This is a genomic window from Campylobacter concisus (assembly GCF_003048905.1).
In the GTDB taxonomy this organism is placed as follows: Bacteria; Campylobacterota; Campylobacteria; order Campylobacterales; family Campylobacteraceae; genus Campylobacter_A; species Campylobacter_A concisus_V.
Genome location: NZ_PIRO01000001.1, coordinates 1,096,304 through 1,119,561 on the forward strand (window position 1 = coordinate 1,096,304; position 23,258 = coordinate 1,119,561).

Here is a 23,258-nt window from a genome sequence, read left to right on the forward strand (position 1 = left end):
TATATGCAAAGTGAAAAAATAGAAATTTTACTTGATGAAGTGAATGAAACAATAGATTCGATATTTAGAACCTGTAATAAAAATGGCGGAACAAAGAAAGCTTTGGAAAATAGAAAGCTAAATAAAGAAATTTTAAAAGATAAATTTGTATCGATCTTTTTAAAATTTGACCAGATAGACGATGATAATTTTAAAAGCATAGTCCTTGCAAGTGATGAGACAAAAGAGCTAAGCGATATGGTAAAAGCATTCGAAGCGGATAAAGATATAGACTTGCCAGAGCTAGAGCGAGCGATAAATTTTAACCTTACTAGAATCAAAGAAGCAATCTATAAATTTCAAAACAACAACTAAAAGCTGGTGCGAGAAAAATCTCACACCAGATACTGCTAATAACTAAATACCTCCGGATCAATAACCATCGCCCTATAAGCGACATCATCTCTTGAAGCAGAGTCCACATCCATCTCAAATTTGATCTCATTTGTCTTTGGATCGATCTCAACTAAGACCATTTTGATAGTCTTGTCAGGACGGAGTAAATTTACATTTGAGCTTGAGATAAAGTAGGTATTTTTATCTTTTTGCCACTCGACGTTGCTAGTAACTGCGCTATAAAAGTCAAAGCCACGCTCCTTGCCAAACTGCCAAGTTTGTTCAACCGTACCCTTTTTCTCATCTATCTTGTACTCAACCGCACGTGAGTATTTATCCTCTTTAAAGGCTGGCTGCTCCATGCCTCTTGCATCGCCATTGTCAAAGACGCTTAGGTGTTTTATACTGCCTTTGTTGTCGTATCTTGGCGTTAGCCATGCGGTGTGCTGAGTCCATGACCAGTCAAATTCGCCCTCGCATTTTGAGTTTTCGCATTTTATCTTATTGCCTTTGCTATCGACTGGAGTTAGCACTTTGGCTTTAAATTCTTCACTCCAGCCCTCAGGCGAAGCGAGTATCCATTTTACTTTTTTATCGCGGCCTATTTTAACGACACCTTGGTGGCGAAGTGAGAGGATAATGCTATCGTCGCTCTCGTCGTATGAGATAGAGTTTACGTGAGCCCAGTTTCTGCCTGTGCCAGTAGAGGTGATGTCACCAAATGGCTGATCGTCGCTTATCTTTATCTCTTTTGCGTCCATGTCGATGTTTAGGCAAACAGCTCTTGCATCAAGCGCTTTTATGAGGTTGCTGCGGTAGACGTTGTTGCCAAAAATTTCATTTAGATCCCACTCTTCGACCACCTTACCGGTGCTATCGACCTCGATGATGTGATCTCTTATGGTGTGAGAAATTTTGCCATCTTTGTGGTGGTAGTTGTATTTACCAACTCTAAGAAGTGCGTGATCATCCTTTAATGGCATAACTTCATGGCTTAGATCGATGTAGCCTCTTGGAAGCGGGCGATTATAAATTTCTTTTCCCATTAGATCATATCTAAGATATCTTTGAGCCATACCAAAGCTGATATCGCCATTTTTTAGCTGATGAAAGCCCATCATCATGCCTCCATCCATCACTCTTCTCTCGCTGCGGTCGTAAAATTTCTGATAGTCAAGATACCATCTAACCTCACCTTTGGTATCTACGATGTAGTTTTCGGTAAAGTCGTTCCAACTAGCAGCTCCGCCATTTTTCCAATCAAGCGGTTTATAGACGCTTGTGATTGTATTATTTATGAGATAGAGCCTATTTTTAAATGCAGGATCGACCTTTTTGACGCGAGTCTTTTGCATGTGAGAAAATCTAAAATCACGGCTATATGTGACGATAGGCTGGGCGTAAATTTTATACGTTTCTACCTTTTTAGCTCCGTTAAATGTGTAGCTTACGACTACTTCATTTAGATAGTCAGGGTAAAGTCCCCAAATAGGCACACCATCATGCGTTAGCAGGGCATGCTCTGAAACATTGTAGTCGATATCGATGCCGCCATCTGGCTTGCCTTTTACTTTTACATGGATATCTTTGATGTCTTTGCCAGCTCTATCGATGATAGCAGTTAGAGGCGATACGTCGTAAGGATTTATAAAGACTGATCCAAGCTCACCTTGAATCTTTACGTGATGAGCCAGGACTCCAGCCTCTAGTGGCGTGATGCCTATACTAAGACCACTAACCAAAACAGCCGCAAGGGCAACAGAACCTAAGAAATTCTTGCTCATTTTCGCTCCTTTAATAAAATTTAATGATATCTTACTACCCAAATTTCACACAGAACTAACGCTTATATGAAAAGTGGCTTAAATAAATTTATAAAAGAGTTGTTTTAAAGGGTGAAAATAAAAAAGAAGAATTTAGGGGCAAATGCCCCTAAATCTTAGTTATTTGCGTCAAATTTCTTAAGAGAAAAAAGAACAAATTTATAGCTAATAAATAGCGTTACTGGCCAAAGTATCAAAAAAATTCCTGCTTCTAACATCTTTTATCCTTAGTATACGTGATGATCGTTTTTGATCTCGTCTTGCGTGATCTTCTTGCTATCTATCGCTCTCCAGACGACGATGATATAAGCAAGCACTACTGGCACTAGCAAGCTAACATAGGCCATAACGCCAAGTGTGTAGTGGCTAGAGCTTGCATTCTTGATAGTTAGCGAGCTAGCAAGGTCACTAAATGACGGATAAAATGCTGTGCCATTTAGTCCTGTTATCAAAAATAGCGCGGTTACAGCAAGCGTAACGCCAACGCCGTAAGCAAAAATTCCACGGATACTTTTTGTAAATGCCCCTTGGAAAATTCCAACAAGCACCAAAACAACGCCAACAAGAAGCAATATACCGACGATAGGCATTTCGATCAAATTTATAGCGTATTTGTAAGGCATAAGGCTAACTATGCCGTTTGCGTCGTATGCAAAGCCGTCTTTTGTAAGCACCCAAGCAAGAAATCCTAGAAAAAATGGCAAGAATAGTACGGTGTTAATAAGTAGTTGCTTTCTGGCGTTTTGTATAAATTCGCCATCAGCGATGTTGTTCATAAGATATAAGCAGCCGCCTACGCGAGATAGGAAAAACATCGCTATGCCAAGCAAGTACAAGTAAGGATTTGCCAAAGCTTCAAGACCGCGAAAAGGAGTCTTCCACTCGACAAAGTTGTGTTCATTTAGTATAAACGCGCTACCGCTAAAAAATGTACTAACAGCCATACCGATAAGTATAACGCCAAGTGAGCCATTTATGAAAAGGAAAATTTCATAAGTTCTAGCTCCTAAGAAGTTATCAGGCTTTTTGCGGTACTCGTAGCTTACAGCTTGGACGATAAAGCAAAATAAAATAGCCAGCCAAACCCAGTAGGCACCACCAAAGCTAGTAGCGTAAAATAGCGGGAATGCCGCAAAGCATGCGCCACCAAACATAACAAGCGTCGTAAATGTAAGCTCCCATTTTCTACCGATAGAATTTATGAGCATATCTTTTTTAAGCTCGTCCTTGCCAAGGCTAAAAATGAGCGACTGACCGCCTTGAACAAACATCATAAATACCAAAAGTCCGCCAAGAAGGCTAACTATAAACCACCAATAAATTTGTAAATTTTCTAAGCTTAAACTATGCATGGTCGTTAAATCCTATCTTTATTTGCTTAAGCATGATTTTGATCTCGGCAATTAGCAAGACCGTAAATAAAATAGCAAATAATATAAATGAAATTTTGACATTTGAGTCAGATAAATTTGTAGCTCCTACGCCAACGGTCATGAGATCTTGTATCACCCAAGGCTGACGGCCGACCTCTGCTACTATCCAGCCAGCTTCAGCTGCGATGTAGCCAAGCGGTATGGTAAAGAGGCAGATCCACAAAAATGCTCTTATGTTTTCAAATTTATATTTTCTTGAAAGATTTAGATAGAGCGTAATAGCAAAAAGAGCTATGAAGTAAGTGCCAAGTACAACCATGATATGGAAGCTATAAAATGTAAGCGCAACTGGTGGCACAGCCTCTTTTGCGTCTTTAAGATAGCCATATCCTAAGAAATTTAGGTTACTTTCTAAATTTGAAAGAGAAGTTTTCATTAGGCTCTCGTCATTTGCTTTTTTAGCCTCTTTGTAGTTTTTAAGAGCTTCGATAGCTACTTTGCCCTTTGCCATCTTCTCTTCTACGCTTATTAGATTGTGCTCGCTATTACCATAAAGTAGGTCGTTTATGCCTGGTGTAAATGAGTCAAGCTCTCTGTTTGCCATGATGCCAAGTGCGTAAGGTACCTTTATCTCAAGCAAAAAGGCATCGCTCTCGTCGCCAAGCTTTTTAGCTAGGTTTAAAATACCAGCGGCAACTAGACCAGCGTTTTTCTCGCCCTTATAAAGTCCCTCCATGGCTGCAAGCTTCATAGGCTGCTTTTGAGCTACAAAATATGCACTCTCATCGCCGCTAAGTAGTAAAAATGCTGAAGTGATAAGGCCAAATGCGCTAGCAACGACGATGCTTTTTTTAGCTAGCAAGATGTGGCGTTTTTGGATCAAAAACCAGGCAGAAATTCCTATCACAAAAAGAGCCGAGATAGTGTAGCCGCTAGTTACTGTGTGTAAAAATTTGCTAATTCCAAGAGGATTTAGCGCAACTTCAAAGAAATTTTTCATCTCCATTCTTGCAGTATCTGGGTTAAATTTCATGCCTATTGGGTATTGCATCCAGCCATTTGCGATCAAGATCCAAAGCGCGCTTAAATTTGAACCGATCGCGACAAGCCAAGTTGAAAGTAGGTGAAATTTCTTGCTGACTTTATCCCAGCCAAAAAACATAATGGCAAAAAATGTACTCTCCATGAAAAATGCGAGCAAGCCCTCAATCGCAAGAGGAGCACCGAAGATATCGCCGACAAACCAGCTATAATTCGCCCAGTTTGTACCAAACTCAAACTCCATGATGATGCCAGTAGCAACGCCGATAGCGAAATTTATACCAAAGAGCTTTAGCCAAAATTTCGTTATCTCAAGCCAGACTTTATCGCCGGTTTTAACATATATCGTCTCCATAATGGCGATGATAAAACTTAGCCCCAAAGTAAGTGGGACAAACAAAAAGTGGTAAATGGCAGTCAGCGCAAACTGAGCCCTAGACCAATCAACAAAATCCATCTCAGACATTTTATTCCTTTATTAAATTACGAATTACAAATTCGCTTTTTTCTTCGTCGGTTTGAAATTTAGTATTTAGAGTCTCGTTAAAGATGAAGGCTTTTAAAATTCCAAACATGATGATAAGCTTTATTATTATGAGAAGCCATAATTTTTTGCCTATTTTCATATTTTTAAAGCCGTCTATATATAAAGAGGCAATGATGTTTAGGTAGTTTTTTATCATAGTTTGTGAAGTCTATAACAAAAAGACTTAAAGAATAATTTTTAAAATTTATACGATTAATGCCTTACTAAATATTTAAGGGGTATAATCCGCAATTAAAAAATAAATAAATTTAAGGAAATTTAATGGCAAAAGAGACGAAGTATATTTTTATCACAGGTGGCGTTTTAAGCTCACTTGGAAAAGGCATCGCAGCTGCGTCTATCGCGACTCTTTTAAAAAATTCCGGCTTAAAAGTAAGTGTTTTAAAAGCTGATCCATATATCAACGTAGATCCTGGCACGATGAGTCCGCTGGAGCATGGCGAAGTTTTTGTTACAGATGATGGCGCAGAGACAGATTTGGATTTGGGGCATTATGAGAGATTTTTAGATGAGAGCCTAAGTCAAGACAATAACTTCACAACGGGCAGAGTTTATAGCTCAGTGATCGAAAAAGAGCGAAGAGGCGATTACCTTGGAAAGACTATTCAAGTGATCCCTCACATCGTTGGCGAGATCGTTGATCGTATCAAAAAAGCAGGCGAGGGCAAAGATGTACTCATAGTTGAGATCGGCGGAACCGTTGGCGATATCGAGGGACTACCATTTTTAGAGGCGATAAGAGCGCTAAGGGTGGAAGTTGGCAAAAAAAGAGCGCTAAATATCCACCTAACGCTTGTACCATTTATCAAAGTAGCTGGCGAGCTAAAAACAAAACCAACCCAGCACAGTGTAGGCGAGCTAAGACGTATAGGCATAACCCCAGACATCATCATCTGCAGATCTGAAATGCCACTAAACCGTGAGCTAAAAGATAAGATCGCAGCAAGCTGTGGTGTTGAGAAAAATTGTGTTATAGAGAGCTTAGATAGCGCAAGTATCTATCAAATTCCACTTTCATTTTTAAAGCAAGACATACTAACTCCAATCGCTGAAAATTTAGGCTTTAATGAGCTAAAACCAGATATGGCAAAGTGGGATAGCCTAGTAAAAAGGATAATTGCTCCAACAAATGAAACTACAATAGCATTTGTGGGCAAGTACATCGATCTAAAAGAGAGCTACAAGAGCCTAACTGAGGGCATTATCCACGCTGGAGCAAATTTAGACGCTAGGGTAAATTTACGCTGGATAGATAGCGAAAAGATAGAAGAGAACAATGTAAATGAGCTTTTAAAGGACGTAGATGGCATCTTGGTCGCTGGCGGCTTTGGCGAAAGAGGCGTTTTAGGCAAGATGCAGGCTATAAAATTTGCTCGTGAAAATAAGATCCCTTATCTTGGAATTTGCCTTGGTATGCAGCTAGCACTCATTGAGTTTGCAAGGGATGTTTTGGGCTTAGAAGATGCAAATTCTATGGAATTTGACAAAGAGTGCAAAAATCCTATCATCTATCTAATCGATAGCTTTATCGACGCTCACGGCAAAAAACAGATAAGAACGCACACAAGCCCACTTGGCGGCACGATGAGGCTTGGAGCATATAACTGCGACATCAAACCAAAGACGCTTCTAGCTGAAATTTATAGCAATGCAAAGAGTGTAAAAGAGCGTCACCGCCACCGCTACGAGGCAAATCCAAAATATAAAGAAATTTTTGAGAAAAATGGTCTTTTGGTAAGCGGTGAGAGCGATGGACTGATAGAGGCTATCGAGCTAAAAGGCCATCCATGGTTTGTGGGCGTACAGTGCCATCCTGAATTTACTAGCCGTCTAACTAAACCAAATCCTGTGATATTAGGCTTTATAAAGGCAAGTTTAGAAAACGTCAAATCTTAAATTTAGAGCCATCTGGCTCTAAAAATTCTTTTAAAATTTTGCTGTTTTATTCAATTATTTACCAAATAAATCCCACTTTTTTCTATAAATTTTTAAGAAAAAAATGAAAACTCTAATTATCTTAGCACATCCTGATATCCAAAACTCGGTCATAAACAAGCGCCTGCTGCAAGAGGCCCTCAAAGAGCCGCAGCGCTTTAGCGTTCATGATTTAACGCAGGTTTACGCAGGCGGTGACATCGACGCCGCGCACGAGCAAGAGCTCATCAGAGCCTACGACGCCCTCGTTTTGCAGTTTCCGCTTCACAACTTCTCCTGCCCTCCGATTTTAAAATCATGGATCAACGCGGTGATGACGCACGGCTTTGCCTACGGACGCGGCGCAGACGGCATAGCGGGGCGCAGGTGGCTCTAGCCGTGACCGTAGGCATCAAAAAGAGCGACTACGCCCGCAAGGACGCTATCATTTTAGCTTGCGCGAGGTTCTTACGCCGTTTGAACTTGCATTTAAATACTATTTTCACGCCGATTACCGTGACTTTTTCGCATTTTACGGTGCCGAGGAGACTCCTGGCGTGGACTACGTATCAAGCGACAGCGAAATAGAACGCGGCGCCAGAGAATATGCGGAGTTTTTGAGAAATTTGGAGTAAATTTTTATAAAAATGGTTTAAATTTTCTGGTATAAACTATTTAAAATTTATAAATTTAATTGTATAAATTTTTGCTAATACTTAACTATTTTTGGCGGGTTAAATTTGTAAAGACTATCAATTTAGCAAAGCTTTTAAGCTTGCCATTAGCCCTAAAATCCTACTTTCATTTAAAATTATAAGAAATTAAATTTCAAAAAGATATAATCCAAGCATTCAAAATAAAGACGAAAGATTGCGATGAAAAAGAAGTATTTTTATAGCCAAATTTTTGGCAATATGGGTGTAAATTTAAGTGAACAAGTGGCATTAAATAAAGTTGGTAAGTTCTTTAAAAATTCTTGCCAAAACCATGCTAAATAAAGAGGATATAAGGAATTTACTAGCGCATAGATTTTGTAACGACATACATAAAAAAATTAGTGAAATTCCGACACCAAGCGCCTTAAAAGATATCTACAAAGGCGCTAATCGCATAAAAGAAGCGATCGAGAAAAACGAGCGCATAGCCATTGTGGGCGATTATGATGTTGATGGTGTGGTTTCGAGCGTAATTTTGGCCGAGTTTTTTGATGATCTTGGCGTGAAAGACTACCTAGTAAAAATTCCAAATAGATTTAAAGATGGATATGGGCTAAATCCTGAGATAATAGACGAACTCTCAGCTGATGTAAGCCTGATTATCACCGTTGATAACGGCATCTCTGCAAACGATGCGGCCATTATCTGCAAAGAAAAAGGCATCGATCTTATTATCACTGATCATCACATGCCTCCAGCTGTTCTACCAGAAGCCTACGCTATCATCAATCCAAAACAAGAGGACTGCAACTTCCCAAATATCGAAATTTGCGGTGCTGAAGTGGCTTGGTATTTGGTTGGAGCGCTAAAGGATGTTTGCAAGCTAAACTACGATATGAGCAAGTTTTTAGAGCTTTTAGCCATCGCGATAATAGCTGATATGATGGAGCTAAGAGATATGAACAGGATGCTTGTTCGCATGGGTATTTGTAAGCTAAATGCGTCTAAGCGTTCCGCATTTCACGCTATAAAAGAGTTTTATGGTAAGGAAAAATTTGAGTGCGATGATATTAGCTTTCTTATAGCTCCACTTATAAACTCAGCCGGACGCATGGACGATGCAATGAATTCATTTAACTTTTTGCGTGCAAAGAGCATCGAAGAGGCTTACAACTACCTTGATACCATTATCGAATTTAACAACTCCAGAAAAGAGGAAGAGCGCCAACTCTTTGAATGCTCGCTAAAGGACGTAAAAGAAGACGATGAAGTCATCATCACTTGGGGAGAGCAGTGGCATGAGGGTGTGATAGGCATCGTAGCAAGCCGCCTTGCAAAGCACTTTGCAAAGCCAGCTATCGTCTTTAGCATCGATAAAGGTCGTGCAAAAGGTAGTGCTAGAAGTATTGGTAAGCTTGATATCTTATCTCTTATAGCAAGCCACGAAAATTTACTAACAAGCTACGGCGGTCACAAAGGAGCGGCTGGACTTACACTTGCGCCTGAAAATTTGGTGAAATTTAAAGAAGCAATAAATAAAAGTTGCTCATGCCTAAATATGCAAGAGTGCAAAAGCTCGGACGAGCTACTTGGTGACATAATGCCAAGCGAGATAGACTTTGAGCTGCTTGAAATTTTAGAATTTTATGAGCCATACGGACAGAAAAACCCTCGTCCGGTCTTTAAGATAAAAAATGCTCTTGTTAAAAACGAAAGACTTATAGGAAGAGATCAAAATCACCTAAAGCTCATCTTGCAAAAGGATAATAAAACACTTGAGGCTCTATTTTTTAACTTTACGAAACACGCTAGAGTGGGCGAGATGATAGATATTATCTTTTGTATATCAAAAAATTCATTCCGCGGACTTGTTACCCCACAGCTACTCATAAAAGAGATTTTATAAATTTTATCTCGGTTTTATAATGCTAAAATTTTAATGAAACCGAGATTGCTTCGGTTTAATTCACCAAAATCGTTTCTTTATATATTTAATGCAGTCCAACTAAAATAATACTATTTGAGCTAATTTTCTGTATTGTAAAATTAATGTTATATAAATATTTATACTTTATTTAAGTTTATTTTTGCCTTAATTTTAATTTTAAATATTAATTTCATAGGACTAAACATGAAAATTTCTTACGTTTTAGCATTTGCTTTAGTACCAAATTTAATGCTTGGTGCTGAAGAAACGATAGACCTGGCTCCGGTTACCGTTTCCGCAAAGATACAAAAGTCTGTTCTTGACGAACCGACAAAGGCCCAAATAGTCGGCAAGGTCGCGATACTGGAAAACAGCGATATCGCCAAATCGCTTTTAAATTTGAGCGGCTTTACGATGGAGCGCAAGGGCGGAGGCGGCAGCGAGGTTTATTACCGCTCGCAGACGGCGGCTAGATTGCCGGTACTAATCGACGGTAGCACGCTAAATGGGGGCTGCGGCATGCGCATGGATACGCCCATCACCTACATCTCGGCGCAAAATTATAGCTCGGTTCGCATCGTAAAAGGCCCGCAAGACGTCAGATACGGCGCGCTCATTAGTGGCGGTATATTTTTCGATAGAGAGATAGCAAGGCTGTCAAAACCGAGCTTCGGAGGAAACGTAAGCGTGCTGGGAGGTAGTTTTAGAAGATTTGAAACTGCCGCGGACGTAGCGGCGGGCAACGAGCTGGGCAGCTTAGAGATTTCCGGAGGACACTACCAGAGCGGCGATTATAAAAGCGGCGACGGACAGAAAATGCATACGCACTATAAACGCAACAGCGTCTCAATCGTAGGTACGCTAACGCCCACAGATACTACCGCCTTGCAGTTAAGTGCGGATCTAGGCGATGGCGAAGCGGCGTATGCCGATAGGATGAGGGACGGCGTGCAGTTTGACCGTAAATCTTTCGGGCTAAAATTCGAACAAGACGTCGGCGAGCACAGGATTAGACTAAGCTCATACTATCATCAAATCGATCACATAATGGACAACTTTACTATGCGTCCGGTGGTGCCGGGCGTTGGACGCGGCAAGGGATATAGCATCAGTCACCCGATACGCGATATGTACGGCTTTAAGCTAGAAGGCGAGTTAAATTTCGATAATCTAACCAGCTTCATCGGCGCGGGATACTCTCAAGATACGTTTAAATGGCGAGGCGCAGGAAGCGGTATGGCGGGCGTATCTAAAGCCGAAATGGACGCCGCCGTATCAAAGCCCCACGTAAAAGAGCGCAAGGTAACGTATAAAACGATATACACTCAAAACGAATACGTTCTTGAAAACGACTACGGGCTTTTTGGCGGACTTAGGCTGGACGCGGGCGAGAGAAAACTGTTAAAAACGCATAAGAGCAGAAAAGAAAATTTATTCTCAGGCTTTTTTAGATACGAAAAATATCTGCAAAATTTAACGCTCTACGCAGGACTAGGCCACGCACAAAGGTTGCCAGATCACTGGGAAACGAGTAAAGACGATAATCTTAAGCTAAATAAAGAAAGAAATACGCAACTAGACTTTGGCACCGTGCTAAAAGATAAAAACTACGAACTAAACGCAAATTTCTTTGTCTCTAAGATGGATGATTACATAATGATAAAATATAGTCCTATGGGCATGTCATCAAACGTATTTAATACCGATGCCTTGCTATACGGCGGCGAGATCGAGGGCACTACGCTGCTAGCCGATATGTTTAGGCTGGGGGCGGGCGTATCCTATGTCTACGGCAAGGTGACTAAAAACGCGGGTGGCTTAAAAGACGGCGACGCGCTGCCTAAGGTTTCGCCTCTAGCGTTTAAGCTAAGCGCGGGGCTAGAAAAACCCGACTGGTTCGTCAAAGCCGACTTCTACACTAACGCGTCGCAAAACCGCGCGCAAAAAGGCTACGGCGACGTGGGCGGCATGGACCTGGGTAAGAGCGATAGCTTTTGGACGCTGGGGCTAAGCGCGGGCTATAAATATAAAAATTATCAATTCTTGCTAGCGGCGGAGAACCTAAACGACGCCAAATACGCCTATCATAACTCAAAAGGCGGCTACGGCGGCGGTATCGCAGGATATGAGACTATCCCGAATGGCACGAGACTTTATGAGCCTGGCAGAAGCTTTTGGGCAAAATTTAAGGTACATTTTTAGGACGTAACTTAATAAATTTGGCATGGCTGTGGGCTTAGGATTTGCCCTAAAGCCGTGCTAAATTTAAGTATTTTTGCTCTTACCTTCTTAATAATACTCACACTTACTATATTTACTATTAGTAATAAATTGGCACTTGGTATAAAATTTCTTATTAAATTTTAAAGCCAAAGGATGATTAAAATAGGGCTTTATTAAATTTAAATTTTATATAGATTAAAAGCTTAGATGTAAAATTTCAGAAATTTTTTAAAGGAGAGGTATGAAAAATTTACTTGTAAAATCAAGCTTGATTCTAGCTTTGGTAAGCTCAGCTGCACTAGCTCAAGGTGCATTTGTTGGTGGTGAAGGTGATTATTCGTTTAACTCAAAAATCAAAACAAAAAACATAGCAAACAGTGAGAGAAATAACTTCAAAAAAGGTCACTATGGTCTTGGCTTTTATGGCGGTTATGATTTTGACAACTATAGAGCTTATGGTGGTTATTATTATGACTTTAAAGCTAGGAAAAATGCTGGTGAATCAGATGCAAAATGGAGTAAGCATAAATTTTTAGGCGGCGTTGATTATACGCCAAGCATCACTGAAAATTTTAAAGCCGTTCTTGGCGGATACACAGGTCTTGGCTACTTGAGCGTTAGAGAGAGATTTAATAACGAAACAAGTAAGAAAAATTTCAAAGGCTTGCTAGTTGGCGCAAAAGCGGGCGGTATCTACTCATTTGATGAACATAACGCGATCGAGTTTGGCTTAAAAGCTGATAAGACTTTTTATAAGAAAAATAGCGGAGCTCAGCTAAGAGATACGACTATAGGAATTTATACAGGCTATACTTATAAATTCTAACATTTAGGCAAGGCTTAGCTTTGCCTTATTTTGGGCTACTCTCTACCTTCAAGAAGTGGCACAAAAAGGCACTCATCCAAGTACTCTTTTTCTAAATTTCCATCTTTATCTTTTTTAAATTTAGCGATAAATTGCTTGCCATCTTTCTTCATTGGAGCTACTAAAATTCCACCATTTTTAAGCTGCTTAAATAAATTTGGCGAGATCTCATCAGCAGCTGCCGAGAGCAAGATACGATCAAATGGTGCATAGCTTCGCCAGCCATTGTTGCCGTCATCATATCTTACATGCACGTTTTTTATTTTTAGTGCATCAAAGCGTTTTTTCGCCTCCATGGCTAGTTTCTCTATTCGCTCGACACTAAAAATTCTATGTGCAAGTTTGCTTAAAATAGCTGCTTGATAGCCACTACCGCAGCCTATCTCTAGGATGTTATCCATATTTTCACACTCTAGTGCCATTGTCATCTTTGCCACAGTTAGCGGCGAGCTGATCCATTGATTTCCCAGTATGGGCTGCGCGTCAAGTTTATAAGCATGTGCAGTAATTGGTACAAAAATTTCACGCTCAGTAGTGGCTATCGCATCGAACAAAAGCGGACTTAGCGTGATCTCGTCGGCTATATCGCTAGCTAAATTTTGGCATTTTATCGCTTCTAATTGGGTCAAAATTTCTATCCTAAACAAATTTTAAATCATTATTATACGATTTAAAGCTTATCTTAAAATTTATAAAAGCCCTAAATTTTTCTTTATCTGTGTGATCAAATTTGCGTCAAAAACCGCGCTTGCTTCTAGCGTGCCATCTGGCAAAAAGACCCCGGCGGTCTCAAGATCAAGCGAGCTTGAGATCATTACGTAGCAGTTATTTGCGATGGCTAGTGCCTTGCAAAGGCCAAGGTAGGCGTCCTTTCTAGCCTTGCCCCACATGGCTGGCACCATGATGATGTCACACCCCTTTAACTTTGCCCAAAGCCTGCTATCACGCAGCTCAAAGCATATCAGCACGCCAAGCTTTAGCCCTTTAAATGTAAATGCATTTATATCGCTCACTTCGCCAGCAGCAAAGATCTCATGCTCTAAATTTGGCCTAAAAAGCTCAGCCTTAAACTGCGAATGAAAGACATTGCTTGAGTTAAGAAGTAAAAATTCGTTATAAATTTTTGGTTGGTGCGGATTTAAATTTGAAATTTGAGCGAGCCCTGCGCTTTTGTTTAGGCTATTAAGGTGCGTAAAACCAAGAAATTTATCTGGGCTAAGCGCCTCTTGCAAGCGCTCAAGCAGCATCGCATCAAAGCTGCCTATCATGCCACCAAGCATCGCTTTGTTCGCCCCTGCAAAAAAGCCGTCAAAGTCGTAGCCACTGATGCAAAGCTCACTTGCAAGAATGAGTGAATTTTCAGGTGCAGCCTCAACTAAATTTGCAAGCTCTTCTAGCCGCTCGGTAGCATTTTTTGCCTTTAAAGTTAGGCTTATTAGGTTTAAATTTTCGCTCATTTATTTTCCAAATACAAATATAGTTTGCTTTGGCGCATGGCAATTTTCTGGAATTCTAAAATCCATATCCGTCCCGCCAATTTCAGGAGTTGGCTTTAGCAAAACTGTTATGGCTGTGGTCTTGTTATCACGCTGTGAAAGCGGATCGTTAAAGACCCAGACTTCGTAAGAAAACGAGGTTTTATCGTCAAAATATACCACTCTAGTCTCTTTTAGGTCGGTGGATTTAAAGCTACATACCCTATTTATCTGCTTTAAAACATCGACAAAAAGAGCAGACCCGATAGGTGCCAGACTTGGCCGGACATCGCCAGCTGGCATGCTTTGGTAGATGATAACATATTTGGTTTCGTCTGTTTTGACAAGTATGTAAGGGTTAAAACTATTTAATAGATCCTTATTTGCTATGTCGATCGCCCTCTGGCTGCTACTACTCGCACACCCCACAAAAAGCACGCAGGCAAGGGCTAAGATGCTATTTTTAAAAGTCATCAAAGCTGATACTTCCCTTGCTATAGTTTGTCACCTTTGCTTCAAAGAAATTTGACTTTTGGTCGTTAAATTTCGCAAAGTCATCAACCCATTTGATAGGGTGAGCGACGTTATATTTGCGTTTTAGGCCGATCGCAACTAGGCGTTGGTCGATGAGATAGTGGATGTACTGCTCGATGATATCATCAGTAAAGCCCATTATTTGGTTTTGAGTGATATATTTGCCCCATTTGATCTCTAAATTTCCAGCTTTTTCAAACATATCATAAATTTTTGCTTCAGTCTCAGGTGTGAAAAGGTCGGGCCTCTCTTTGCGGACCGAGTTTATCATGTTTTGAAATAGTAACAAGTGCGTGATCTCGTCGCGTTGTATGAAGCGGATCATTTGAGCTGAGCCTAGCATCTTGCCAGCGCGAGCTAGAGCGTAGATCGCTGTAAAGCCACTGTAAAAATAAATACCCTCTAAAATTTGATTCGCCACCATGGCTAGCAGTAGCTTTTCGTCCGTTACTTCGCCTGCAAGCTCCTCGTAAACGCTTGATATGTAGTCGTTTTTCTCGCGCAAAACCTCGTCGTGCTTTTCCATCTCGTAGATCAGGTCGGTGTTGTCGCAGATGGCCTCTACCATGACGGCGTAGGACTTGGAGTGGTTGGCCTCCTCGTAGGCTTGGCGCGCTAGGCAGGCGTTGATCTCGGGCGCGGTGATGTACGGGTTGATGTTGTCGGCTAGGTTGTTCGTCTGGAAGCTATCCATCGAGATGAGCTGACTCCAAACTAGATCGTACATGCGCTTTTCGGCCTGCGTGAGGTTGTAGGCGTAGTCGCGTACGTCGTCAGTGGTATCGACCTCTTTTGGAAACCAGGTGTTTGCCTCCATGAGGTCCCAAAGCTTTAACGCCCACTCGTATTTTGCCTTGGTAAAATTTAAAATACCGTGTGGGTTGCCGTTAAAGACTCTTCTGTCGGTCAAATTTTCATTTGAACTTGGGTTGTAGATACGTTTTCTATTCATAAATTTCTCTCTTGTTTGTAGTAAAAATTTCTCAAGATCTTACCCAAAGCAAGGTAAAAATTTACTTTTATTTAGAGTGCCTTAGTCCTTTTTATGGTCATCAAAAAGCCAGTTATGATCAGCAAAACTGCGATCACGCATGATACGGCAAAGACGATCTGACCGATCTCACCAAACATCTCACCGGTGTGTAGACTAAGTACTTTGCGACCAGCCTTTTTTGCCTCTGGGATGCTTTCACTTTTACTAACTAGCTTATTCTCTTTGATCTTGCCAGCGCTCGCGTCAAGCTTTAGTTTACCCACTTGACTCTCGCTAGTTTCGTAGTTTATAGTGTAGGTGGTTTGGTTATTTTCAGGCACGTTTATCGTAAGCGATTTTAGCTCTAGTGTGACGTTATCCTTAAAAATTTGCTTCGCAGTCTCGATCTCTTTAAATTTCTCATCGCTTATTGGGAGTAAATTTGATTGTGGTAGACTTTTTTTCATTGGAGCTGTTTTTAGATCAAAAAATATACTATTTACGCTGCTTCTGACCCAGCCATAAGACCAGTAAAGTCCAGTTAGTGACATCACTACAAGCAAGATCGCCACGTAGGTGCCAAGGCTGGTGTGAAGATTGTAGAAGCAGGCGTAGCCCTTTGCTTTTGGTTTAATTTTTAGCGAATTTAAGAAATTTCGCTTGATCGCTGGTGCGTAGAGGATGAGGCCACTGATAGCAAGAAGAGCCATGATGATAGAGCTAATGGCAACTATTTGTTTGCCGATATTGGCTGGTACTTTACTATCAAGCAAGGCAAGTCCTAAATTTCTATGAAGGCTTAAGATAATGATACGAAATTTCTCACCCCAATCCTCACTGATCACCTCGCCACTTCTTGGATCTATAAAGAAATTTAATTGCTTTTTATCCTTTGTAATGCTTATACGATAAGCTTCATTTGCTCCACCTATTTGTAAGCTTTCAAGCGTATCAAATTGAATCTCACTTTTTGCTTTAGCTAGGAGTTCATTTAAGCTTAAATTTTCTTTTTCGCTAGGAACTAAGTTTATAAAATTTTTATTTATCGCACTTTTGATCTCTTCTCTATAAGATGCAAATGGTGCTGAAAGAGTCATGAATATTAGTGGAATAGCCGCAATTAGTCCGATTATTAGGTGGATGTTGAAAATGATTTTTCCTCGTTTTAACATTTTTTTCCTTTAAATTTTAATAGCGAATATTATTTTATTTTTTGTTAAAGCAAGATAAAAATTTATAAAATTATTTTTTAGTTATTAATTTTTACTAATGTTGATAAGGGTCTTAATGTCAATTATTTATTAAATTTTTACATATTGGCATCTTATTTTTTGGTAAAAAGTTATTTTTAGCAAAATAAATAGTGATAGATGTATTTAGATTTATGGTGGAGTTAAGCGGGATCGAACCGCCGACCTCTTGAATGCCATTCAAGCGCTCTCCCAGCTGAGCTATAACCCCAAAGTGGATTTTGATATTTTATCTTTTTATGGCTTACAATATTTTGAAATTCGTTTTAGTAAAATAAAATTTTAAGCAATTTTTGGATAATATTGCAAACTTTAACGCGGGAATAGCTCAGGGGTAGAGCACAACCTTGCCAAGGTTGGGGTCGCGAGTTCGAATCTCGTTTCCCGCTCCATTAACTTAGCCCGAGTGGCGGAATGGTAGACGCAAGGGACTTAAAATCCCTCGGTAGTTTTTACCGTACCGGTTCAAGTCCGGTCTCGGGCACCACGATATGGCGACATGGCCAAGTGGTAAGGCATGAGCCTGCAAAGCTTTGATCCCCGGTTCGAATCCGGGTGTCGCCTCCAAACTTCAAAAATAACTACTCAAAGGAATAACAGTGAGAAATTTATTTTTAGCAGCTTGTATAGCATTTTTTGTAGCTGGTTGTTCAAATACTTGGCATGGCGTAAAAGAAGATACTCATAATGCTAAAGAATGGACTAAAGAAAAGATAAATGATGGAGCTACATATATTAAAGAAAAAACAGAGTAAATTTTAGAGATTATAGTAAATTTTAAGCAAAGTTGGTTATAATCACAAATCTTTTAATTCGGGAGATGGCTGAGCGGTCGAAAGCGGCGGTCTTGAAAACCGTTGAGGTGTGAAAGCCTCCTGGGGTTCGAATCCCTATCTCCCGGCCACAACCACTCTTAAAATATATCTTCAGATATCTGTATTTCAGCATTTTTAAGCAGCCTATATCACCATATTTTCGTCTCAAATTTCGGACGATTTTATTTTGTTACACCGAATTTGGATTTCTGTTACATCGTTTGCTTATTAGATTAGGAGTTTGCAATGACTTCTAAATTAATAACTCGAATCAAAAATAGACCAAGCTACTACTATTTCGATAAGGCCTTGAAAAATGATAAAATTATCACCGTCAAATATTGTCTATTTACGGACAATGAGTTTGAGGCCAAAGCCATCGCTTTAAAAATAAAAAACGAAGCCGATAACAGACGTAATTCTGTTCAAACCAAAAAATTTATTGATTTACCGTTAAGATACAAGATACGCAACATTCAAAAAAATATTAAAAACAAATCGCATCGACTACCGACGACCGAATATAAAGAAATATTTGAAAAAGTTATATCGGGCATTTATGGGATTACCAAAGCCGACAACGATATGTTTATCGATAGAAAAGAATGTCAAGAAAACGATAGGGCAAAGAAAACACGAAAATCGATAAAATTTACGGATATAGCATCCAGATACGCTCAAAACGAAAGTAAGAAGTCAAATAGTAAAAATACCGGATACTATCAGAGGGTAGCCAAAGCACTTGACATTTATTTTAAGCACAAGCAGATAACCCAAATTTCTTACCAAGACTGCGAGGATTTTCAATTACATCTCTTAAATAATAAAAGGCTTAACAAAAAGACCATCAATAACTACACGTGCTACGCAAGTAGAATGTTTGACTATGCTATCAAAATAGGCCTTATATCTCAAAACCCGTTTAAGCTTTTAAGCTCGTTTAAAATTTCCAAAGATCAAAAATCGCCGAAGGATAATTTTAGCATGGACGAACTGGTTAAGATTTTTAAGACGGATAAAAAAGAGCTTAAAGATTATATGGCGTTTGCCTTGCACACTGGACTTAGGCTTAGCGAAATTTGGAGTTTAGATGAAAGTAGCGTAAGCGAGCGAGACGGTATTAAAATTATCAAAGTTCAAACTGCCAAGCAAAAAGGCGGAGATGTTAAATTCAGAGAGCTGCCGATACATAAAAATATATATCGTCTAAGCGATATGAAGTGGTTAACGAAAATAAAAAAAGGTAAAAGCGATTGTAATTATCTTGGAAAAAAGCTTAACAAACATATTCATGCCGTTTTGCCGGACTCCAACGTAAGCTTTCATAGGCTAAGGGCAAATTTTGCGTCCGCTATTAAAAATTACTCCTTAGAAAATGGTTTTACGGATGTTACCTCGGTACTACTCGGGCACGCTACCGATCTAGCGACAGACGTATACGCCAAGGATATCTCGCTAAAAGCAAAGTTAAAAGCTATGAATGGTCTAAATATATTTTCCAGTCTCTAGCGATGAAATTCTATTGAATATCTTTAGCTAGTTATGTATAATTTGGCAAAAAGAGGTGAAATATGAAGAAAGAGATTTTAAATTTACTTGACGAAGAAAACGCAGACTTCGGTAGGCTTTATGAGTTTTACTCTGGCATAGAAAAGGCTTTTATAAACAAAACAGACAATATCAAGATGGGCTTTATCGGAAACACCCTAGATAAGGAGCAGCTTGAGAGAGATATGGACTATTGCGTAAAGAATTATGACAGAAATAAAAAAGACAAAGATAAATGGCGAAAAAGAGCGAATATTTTAAAAAAATTAAACAACTCAATACCTACCAAATATTACCTTCAAGTCGTTTTCAAAGATACTGCAATGAAAATTCAAAGCGTCATGAATTCGGTTAACGAACTTGATGTGCAAAATGAGCCAAAAACAGGCGTAATAGATCTTAAAAATTACGATATACCAGAAGAAGTAATAAAGTACGGCATTTTAACGGATGAAAAAGTAAAAGGCGGCAGATTTATCAATAATCAATTTGTACCCGACAATATTGCGGGGTACTTAGAGAGCGAAACACTTAAAAAAATACCAAAAAGTAAAAAACAACTATTGCCTGCAAATAATGAACTTAAGCCAGAGATAGATTTGCTTGAAACATATGAGTTGTATGAGATGCACGAAGGGGATAAACAGATGTATTCTGATGATACGTTGGGGAGATACAAAAAGGACGTTGAAAGATTAGTAGAATATATGAAAAACAACAATATCTATGAATTAAAGCAACTGCGTGCACAAAATTTTCAAAAGCATATAAAAGATAAAACCAGTAAGGGAAATGCAAATAATATAATAGGCAGACTAAGAAAATTTTTTAATTACGCAGTGCAAGAAAAATATGTGAGTTGTAATCCGTTTGAAAAACTTAGCAACTATAAAGTGGATAAAAATACAACGGATAAAAGAAATTTTACTCTCGATGAGTTAAAAGAATTATTTAGCGGTAAAAATAGCGGCATACGAAAAGAGCTATTAGATTGTTTAAGATTTTTATTATTAACGGGTGTCAGGACGGAGGAATTTTATAATTTAAATAAAGATAGTTTTTATACGGATTGCGATCATCCGTTTTTGAAGGTAAAAACCGCGAAGCAAGGTGCCGATAAGATATTTTATAGAAACATACCATTGCATACATTATTAAAAGATCTCTACAAATACGACTGGATTGCAAAAATTAAAAAAATATATTCAAATAAAGGAACTTTGTCCAAAGCTCTCAATGCCGAAATAGATAAGGTAATAAAAGATAATACGGTAAGCGTCCATAGACTTAGGGGAAATTTTGCTAACGCGATTGATGAGTATTTGTGTTCTAGGGATTTTATCGAATATCAAGACACTTTAAAAAATTTAATGGGACATTCGAAAAGGCTAAGGAAAGACGATATCGAAGATCAAGTAAAATATAAAATAACCAAAACTATACTTGGTTATGCACCCGATATGACACAGGGTACATACTCGCAATCCGAGTATGCGGATCCAAAAATATTAGCAATACGAGGGCTTAATGTCTTTGAAGATATTTTTGAATATTTGAATATCCCAAAAAATCAAATCGGACACGTAAAGCCTAGAAAATCTAGAAAAACAAAAAATAAACCCATCGCCATGATTGCAAAATAAGATAAGACACCGTAATCTGCCGAATTTTGATAAAACTTAGTATGTAGACATGGGTATAAAATCGGTTTTTCGGTTTGACTGGTAGTCGCAAGCCCAAATTTAAAGCTATACCCAAATAGCCCCGCTATTATGGCAAATAGTTCGCTTCCGGCTATCACTAGCTCGGCTCCGTCTTTTATATCTCTTAGCACGGGTTTTATGGAGGCTAGTTTTATTTTTGAGCTTGCGGTTTTCTCGTCTTTGCTCGGCCCTTCGGCAGCTTTTGCTATGCTTGCGTATTTTTTTATCGTTTCTATTATGCTTTTATCTCAGCAGGCAAATTTTCGTCAAGCTTTTCTGGAATCGAAACGTATAAATTTTCCTTGCTTCTAGTTAATAAAACATAAATTTTTCTATAAAATAGCTTGCGGTCGTTTTTTAGCGTCGTTTGCAGAAACGGCAAAAAGTTGTGTATAACGACGTTTTGCGCTTCAAGGCCTTTGATAGATTGCATCGTAAGCACATCTATGTTTTTATCTTTTGGTAAGGCGTATTCTTTTATGCCCTCGACCGATTTCTTACTATTGCTTAAAACTACGCTAGTTTCGTTTACGGGCAAGGACTCTAAAACGCCTCTAAGTTGCGCAAAGTCATCCATCGCCTTTATATTCACGCTTCCGTCTTGCAGTACGCATTCGATATCTTTCAAAAAGCTTTTATCTAGGTAAAAGCTGTTTTTATAGTAGGTATTTATGGTACTATCGTTTTGCAAGATTTCAAATGCGCATCTAGCGATATTTGATGGTATTCGGTAGACGTTTTTTTAGATTTTTTACCCGCCCTCTCATGTCTATGCGCTCAAATTTTGGATGATGAAAGATATCTGCGATGCTATTCATCGTATAGGGGTAAAATTTCTGCGCCTCATCTATAAAAAACACGCAGTCCTTTATCTCCTCGTAAATAACCCCCATAAATCTGGCCGGCATATCCTGTGTCTCGTCGCAAAGGACGTAGTCGATCGGATGCTTTGCTAGGTGAGCGCTAAATTTAGCTCTAAATTCGGCTTAAGGTGCTACCTTACAGCAAGGATGAAGCCAACACTATCTTTAAAATAGTCCAAAATTTTAAAGAGACAAACAAGTCACCAAGCAAGCGGATAAACGCAAATGATCTATACTATATAACCATGATAGCAGCATATAGTGGCATGAGGATAAATGAGATAGTTCAGCTAAGAGCACGTGACATCGTGCAGCACAATAACGTGCTTTGCTTTAGTATAAATAGAGATGATGGCAAGAGTACTAAAAATATAAATTCCATAAGGCTCGTGCCTGTTCATAGTAAGTTAATAGAGCTTGGACTAATGGAGTTTGTAAAACAAAGAGCTAGTACAAACAAAAGCATCTTTAAAGTAAGCAACAAAGACTTTTCAGAAATTTTTAGATCTCAAATACAACGAAAACTAATAAGTAGCGACAAGCAAAAGACTTTTTACTCGTTTAGACACTATTTTATAGATACGCTTGTCCAACAAGAAGTAGAGCCAAATATCATAGCTCAAATAGTAGGGCATGAGAAGCAGTATAAAATTTTATTAGGAACCTATGCTGCAAATATAAATGCTAGTGTGTTAAAAGCAAAAGTTGAAATGGTAAGTTACTAATATATCTCATAATACATTTTATTACGTAACTTTACTTCACTATACGTGTTTTACGTGGTTTTACCTAGGTATACTTGTTTTACTTCACTATACTCTACTATACTTAACCTAACTTCACTTAACTATACTTCACGTGACTTCACTATACGTAAATTACGTATATTTACTTTACTATACGTATTTTACGTTACTATACTTAAGTATACCTATTTTACGTAGTTTTACTTTAGTATACGTGTTTTACCTTACTTTACTTCACTATACATGTTTTACGTAGTTTTACCTTATGTAACATTACGTAAAATTATGCTACCATACATTTTAATTATCTAGATTCACTCCTATTAAACATCAACATATAAAATGTTGATAAACTTACTTAGCAAGCTCGGGCTGAGCTTGCTGTAAGGTCTTAGCCAGACGGGCAAAAATTTTTATTTATCCGCTGTCTTACCTCTCCTGTTAAATCATTAAGTGCTCTTGCCATTCCTCTGTTTACGCTTTTAACTACTCCGACTTCTTCAACCATTATTGTTATATTATTCGAAATTTTGAATGAGTTATATAAATTTTAAAAGCATATGTCTATTGTGCTGGGATACAATGAAGTACTATTTAGCACATATCA

23 protein-coding genes and 5 tRNA genes are annotated in these 23,258 nt (G+C 38.9%); 16 read left to right on the top strand and 12 right to left on the bottom strand.

All coding sequences use genetic code 11. The features are described 5' to 3' along the window. The first annotated feature begins 3 nt into the window (after nucleotides 1–3). Nucleotides 4–354 (top strand): hypothetical protein, encoded by a 351-nt coding sequence (locus CVS95_RS05520; RefSeq protein WP_107695848.1) that lies wholly within the window; start codon nucleotides 4–6, stop codon nucleotides 352–354. Between the two features lie 35 nt (nucleotides 355–389). Here CVS95_RS05520 and CVS95_RS05525 read toward each other — a convergent pair whose 3' ends face one another. The 4 genes from CVS95_RS05525 to CVS95_RS05540 form a co-directional block, all read right to left on the bottom strand. After that, nucleotides 390–2,159: an aryl-sulfate sulfotransferase gene (locus CVS95_RS05525; protein WP_107695849.1), complete on the bottom strand. Its 1,770-nt coding sequence runs from the start codon at nucleotides 2,157–2,159 to the stop codon at nucleotides 390–392. A gap of 266 nt (nucleotides 2,160–2,425) precedes the next feature. Then, the gene (locus tag CVS95_RS05530) at nucleotides 2,426–3,550 is read right to left on the bottom strand and encodes a cytochrome d ubiquinol oxidase subunit II (protein WP_107695850.1); all 1,125 of its coding nucleotides are present in this window, start codon (nucleotides 3,548–3,550) and stop codon (nucleotides 2,426–2,428) included. Next, entirely contained in the window at nucleotides 3,543–5,078 is a 1,536-nt protein-coding gene (locus CVS95_RS05535) for a cytochrome ubiquinol oxidase subunit I (RefSeq protein ID WP_107695851.1), read from the bottom strand. The genes CVS95_RS05530 and CVS95_RS05535 overlap by 8 nt, the downstream gene beginning before the upstream one ends. 1 nt (nucleotide 5,079) lies before the next feature. After that, entirely contained in the window at nucleotides 5,080–5,295 is a 216-nt protein-coding gene (locus CVS95_RS05540; protein ID WP_087580468.1) for a DUF4492 domain-containing protein, read from the bottom strand. Between the two features lie 125 nt (nucleotides 5,296–5,420). Here CVS95_RS05540 and CVS95_RS05545 point away from each other — a divergent pair, with 125 nt between their 5' ends. The 7 genes from CVS95_RS05545 to CVS95_RS05565 all read left to right on the top strand — a co-directional run bounded on the left by CVS95_RS05545 (nucleotide 5,421) and on the right by CVS95_RS05565 (nucleotide 12,705). Further along, on the top strand, nucleotides 5,421–7,055 hold the full coding sequence (locus CVS95_RS05545; RefSeq protein ID WP_107695852.1) for a CTP synthase: 1,635 nt from the start codon (nucleotides 5,421–5,423) through the stop codon (nucleotides 7,053–7,055). Nucleotides 7,056–7,158: 103 nt separating this feature from the next. Then, a complete protein-coding gene (locus tag CVS95_RS09770; protein WP_234400016.1) occupies nucleotides 7,159–7,470 on the top strand; it encodes an NAD(P)H-dependent oxidoreductase in 312 nt (103 codons plus the stop codon). Nucleotides 7,471–7,528: 58 nt separating this feature from the next. Next, complete coding sequence (locus CVS95_RS09775) at nucleotides 7,529–7,708, top strand: hypothetical protein (RefSeq protein WP_234400017.1); 180 nt, start codon at nucleotides 7,529–7,531, stop codon at nucleotides 7,706–7,708. 240 nt (nucleotides 7,709–7,948) lie between these two features. Next, entirely contained in the window at nucleotides 7,949–8,071 is a 123-nt protein-coding gene (locus CVS95_RS09865; RefSeq protein WP_257638069.1) for a hypothetical protein, read from the top strand. Continuing rightward, the gene (gene recJ / locus CVS95_RS05555) at nucleotides 8,061–9,635 is read left to right on the top strand and encodes a single-stranded-DNA-specific exonuclease RecJ (protein WP_107695853.1); all 1,575 of its coding nucleotides are present in this window, start codon (nucleotides 8,061–8,063) and stop codon (nucleotides 9,633–9,635) included. The genes CVS95_RS09865 and recJ overlap by 11 nt, the downstream gene beginning before the upstream one ends. 225 nt (nucleotides 9,636–9,860) lie before the next feature. Continuing rightward, a complete protein-coding gene (locus CVS95_RS05560; RefSeq protein WP_107695854.1) occupies nucleotides 9,861–11,858 on the top strand; it encodes a TonB-dependent receptor domain-containing protein in 1,998 nt (665 codons plus the stop codon). A gap of 262 nt (nucleotides 11,859–12,120) precedes the next feature. Beyond that, the gene (locus CVS95_RS05565) at nucleotides 12,121–12,705 is read left to right on the top strand and encodes a hypothetical protein (protein WP_107695855.1); all 585 of its coding nucleotides are present in this window, start codon (nucleotides 12,121–12,123) and stop codon (nucleotides 12,703–12,705) included. A gap of 35 nt (nucleotides 12,706–12,740) precedes the next feature. Here the strand turns inward: CVS95_RS05565 and CVS95_RS05570 are convergent, their stop codons facing one another. From CVS95_RS05570 to CVS95_RS05595, 6 genes are all read right to left on the bottom strand, one after another. Then, nucleotides 12,741–13,373, bottom strand: a complete 633-nt coding sequence (locus CVS95_RS05570) for a protein-L-isoaspartate(D-aspartate) O-methyltransferase (RefSeq protein ID WP_107695856.1) — start codon at nucleotides 13,371–13,373, stop codon at nucleotides 12,741–12,743. Between the two features lie 60 nt (nucleotides 13,374–13,433). After that, the gene (locus tag CVS95_RS05575) at nucleotides 13,434–14,201 is read right to left on the bottom strand and encodes a carbon-nitrogen hydrolase family protein (protein ID WP_107695857.1); all 768 of its coding nucleotides are present in this window, start codon (nucleotides 14,199–14,201) and stop codon (nucleotides 13,434–13,436) included. Next, nucleotides 14,202–14,693, bottom strand: a complete 492-nt coding sequence (locus tag CVS95_RS05580; RefSeq protein WP_103593398.1) for a hypothetical protein — start codon at nucleotides 14,691–14,693, stop codon at nucleotides 14,202–14,204. It abuts the gene before it with no gap. Next, a complete protein-coding gene (locus tag CVS95_RS05585) occupies nucleotides 14,683–15,705 on the bottom strand; it encodes a ribonucleotide-diphosphate reductase subunit beta (protein ID WP_107695858.1) in 1,023 nt (340 codons plus the stop codon). Before CVS95_RS05585 ends, CVS95_RS05580 begins: the two co-directional genes overlap by 11 nt. A gap of 71 nt (nucleotides 15,706–15,776) precedes the next feature. Then, entirely contained in the window at nucleotides 15,777–16,898 is a 1,122-nt protein-coding gene (locus CVS95_RS05590; protein ID WP_107695859.1) for a PepSY-associated TM helix domain-containing protein, read from the bottom strand. A 213-nt stretch (nucleotides 16,899–17,111) separates the two neighbouring features. Next, a tRNA-Ala gene (locus CVS95_RS05595) sits at nucleotides 17,112–17,187 on the bottom strand. A 106-nt stretch (nucleotides 17,188–17,293) separates the two neighbouring features. Here CVS95_RS05595 and CVS95_RS05600 point away from each other — a divergent pair. The 7 genes from CVS95_RS05600 to CVS95_RS05625 all read left to right on the top strand — a co-directional run bounded on the left by CVS95_RS05600 (nucleotide 17,294) and on the right by CVS95_RS05625 (nucleotide 20,982). Continuing rightward, nucleotides 17,294–17,368, top strand: a tRNA-Gly gene (locus tag CVS95_RS05600). Nucleotides 17,369–17,376: 8 nt separating this feature from the next. Then, nucleotides 17,377–17,463: transfer RNA gene (locus tag CVS95_RS05605), tRNA-Leu, on the top strand. A gap of 6 nt (nucleotides 17,464–17,469) precedes the next feature. Beyond that, nucleotides 17,470–17,543: transfer RNA gene (locus CVS95_RS05610), tRNA-Cys, on the top strand. Between the two features lie 32 nt (nucleotides 17,544–17,575). Then, nucleotides 17,576–17,731, top strand: coding sequence for a hypothetical protein (locus CVS95_RS09630; protein ID WP_167496266.1), 156 nt, complete (start codon nucleotides 17,576–17,578; stop codon nucleotides 17,729–17,731). Between the two features lie 59 nt (nucleotides 17,732–17,790). Continuing rightward, nucleotides 17,791–17,880 (top strand) — tRNA-Ser (locus CVS95_RS05615). 157 nt (nucleotides 17,881–18,037) lie between these two features. Continuing rightward, nucleotides 18,038–19,300 (top strand): tyrosine-type recombinase/integrase, encoded by a 1,263-nt coding sequence (locus tag CVS95_RS05620; RefSeq protein WP_107695860.1) that lies wholly within the window; start codon nucleotides 18,038–18,040, stop codon nucleotides 19,298–19,300. A 62-nt stretch (nucleotides 19,301–19,362) separates the two neighbouring features. Further along, nucleotides 19,363–20,982 (top strand): tyrosine-type recombinase/integrase, encoded by a 1,620-nt coding sequence (locus CVS95_RS05625; protein ID WP_107695861.1) that lies wholly within the window; start codon nucleotides 19,363–19,365, stop codon nucleotides 20,980–20,982. Nucleotides 20,983–21,277: 295 nt separating this feature from the next. Here the strand turns inward: CVS95_RS05625 and CVS95_RS09635 are convergent, their stop codons facing one another. Further along, complete coding sequence (locus CVS95_RS09635) at nucleotides 21,278–21,733, bottom strand: hypothetical protein (protein WP_018137156.1); 456 nt, start codon at nucleotides 21,731–21,733, stop codon at nucleotides 21,278–21,280. Between the two features lie 16 nt (nucleotides 21,734–21,749). Next, entirely contained in the window at nucleotides 21,750–21,935 is a 186-nt protein-coding gene (locus CVS95_RS09575; RefSeq protein ID WP_159071262.1) for a hypothetical protein, read from the bottom strand. A 98-nt stretch (nucleotides 21,936–22,033) separates the two neighbouring features. On the opposite strand from CVS95_RS09575, the gene CVS95_RS05635 reads away from it, so the two are divergent. Further along, on the top strand, nucleotides 22,034–22,630 hold the full coding sequence (locus CVS95_RS05635) for a site-specific integrase (protein ID WP_234400018.1): 597 nt from the start codon (nucleotides 22,034–22,036) through the stop codon (nucleotides 22,628–22,630). Nucleotides 22,631–23,258 lie beyond the last annotated feature (628 nt).

Bases quoted from the DNA above. Each gene is read 5' to 3' on its own strand.
- CVS95_RS05520 (WP_107695848.1), top strand. From the start codon at position 4: ATGCAAAGTGAAAAAATAGAAATTTTACTTGATGAAGTGAATGAAACA.
- CVS95_RS05525 (WP_107695849.1), bottom strand. From the start codon at position 2,159: ATGAGCAAGAATTTCTTAGGTTCTGTTGCCCTTGCGGCTGTTTTGGTT.
- CVS95_RS05530 (WP_107695850.1), bottom strand. From the start codon at position 3,550: ATGCATAGTTTAAGCTTAGAAAATTTACAAATTTATTGGTGGTTTATA.
- CVS95_RS05535 (WP_107695851.1), bottom strand. From the start codon at position 5,078: ATGTCTGAGATGGATTTTGTTGATTGGTCTAGGGCTCAGTTTGCGCTG.
- CVS95_RS05540 (WP_087580468.1), bottom strand. From the start codon at position 5,295: ATGATAAAAAACTACCTAAACATCATTGCCTCTTTATATATAGACGGC.
- CVS95_RS05545 (WP_107695852.1), top strand. From the start codon at position 5,421: ATGGCAAAAGAGACGAAGTATATTTTTATCACAGGTGGCGTTTTAAGC.
- CVS95_RS09770 (WP_234400016.1), top strand. From the start codon at position 7,159: ATGAAAACTCTAATTATCTTAGCACATCCTGATATCCAAAACTCGGTC.
- CVS95_RS09865 (WP_257638069.1), top strand. From the start codon at position 7,949: ATGAAAAAGAAGTATTTTTATAGCCAAATTTTTGGCAATATGGGTGTA.
- recJ (WP_107695853.1), top strand. From the start codon at position 8,061: ATGCTAAATAAAGAGGATATAAGGAATTTACTAGCGCATAGATTTTGT.
- CVS95_RS05560 (WP_107695854.1), top strand. From the start codon at position 9,861: ATGAAAATTTCTTACGTTTTAGCATTTGCTTTAGTACCAAATTTAATG.
- CVS95_RS05565 (WP_107695855.1), top strand. From the start codon at position 12,121: ATGAAAAATTTACTTGTAAAATCAAGCTTGATTCTAGCTTTGGTAAGC.
- CVS95_RS05575 (WP_107695857.1), bottom strand. From the start codon at position 14,201: ATGAGCGAAAATTTAAACCTAATAAGCCTAACTTTAAAGGCAAAAAAT.
- CVS95_RS05580 (WP_103593398.1), bottom strand. From the start codon at position 14,693: ATGACTTTTAAAAATAGCATCTTAGCCCTTGCCTGCGTGCTTTTTGTG.
- CVS95_RS05585 (WP_107695858.1), bottom strand. From the start codon at position 15,705: ATGAATAGAAAACGTATCTACAACCCAAGTTCAAATGAAAATTTGACC.
- CVS95_RS05590 (WP_107695859.1), bottom strand. From the start codon at position 16,898: ATGTTAAAACGAGGAAAAATCATTTTCAACATCCACCTAATAATCGGA.
- CVS95_RS05620 (WP_107695860.1), top strand. From the start codon at position 18,038: ATGACTTCTAAATTAATAACTCGAATCAAAAATAGACCAAGCTACTAC.
- CVS95_RS05625 (WP_107695861.1), top strand. From the start codon at position 19,363: ATGAAGAAAGAGATTTTAAATTTACTTGACGAAGAAAACGCAGACTTC.
- CVS95_RS09575 (WP_159071262.1), bottom strand. From the start codon at position 21,935: ATGGGGGTTATTTACGAGGAGATAAAGGACTGCGTGTTTTTTATAGAT.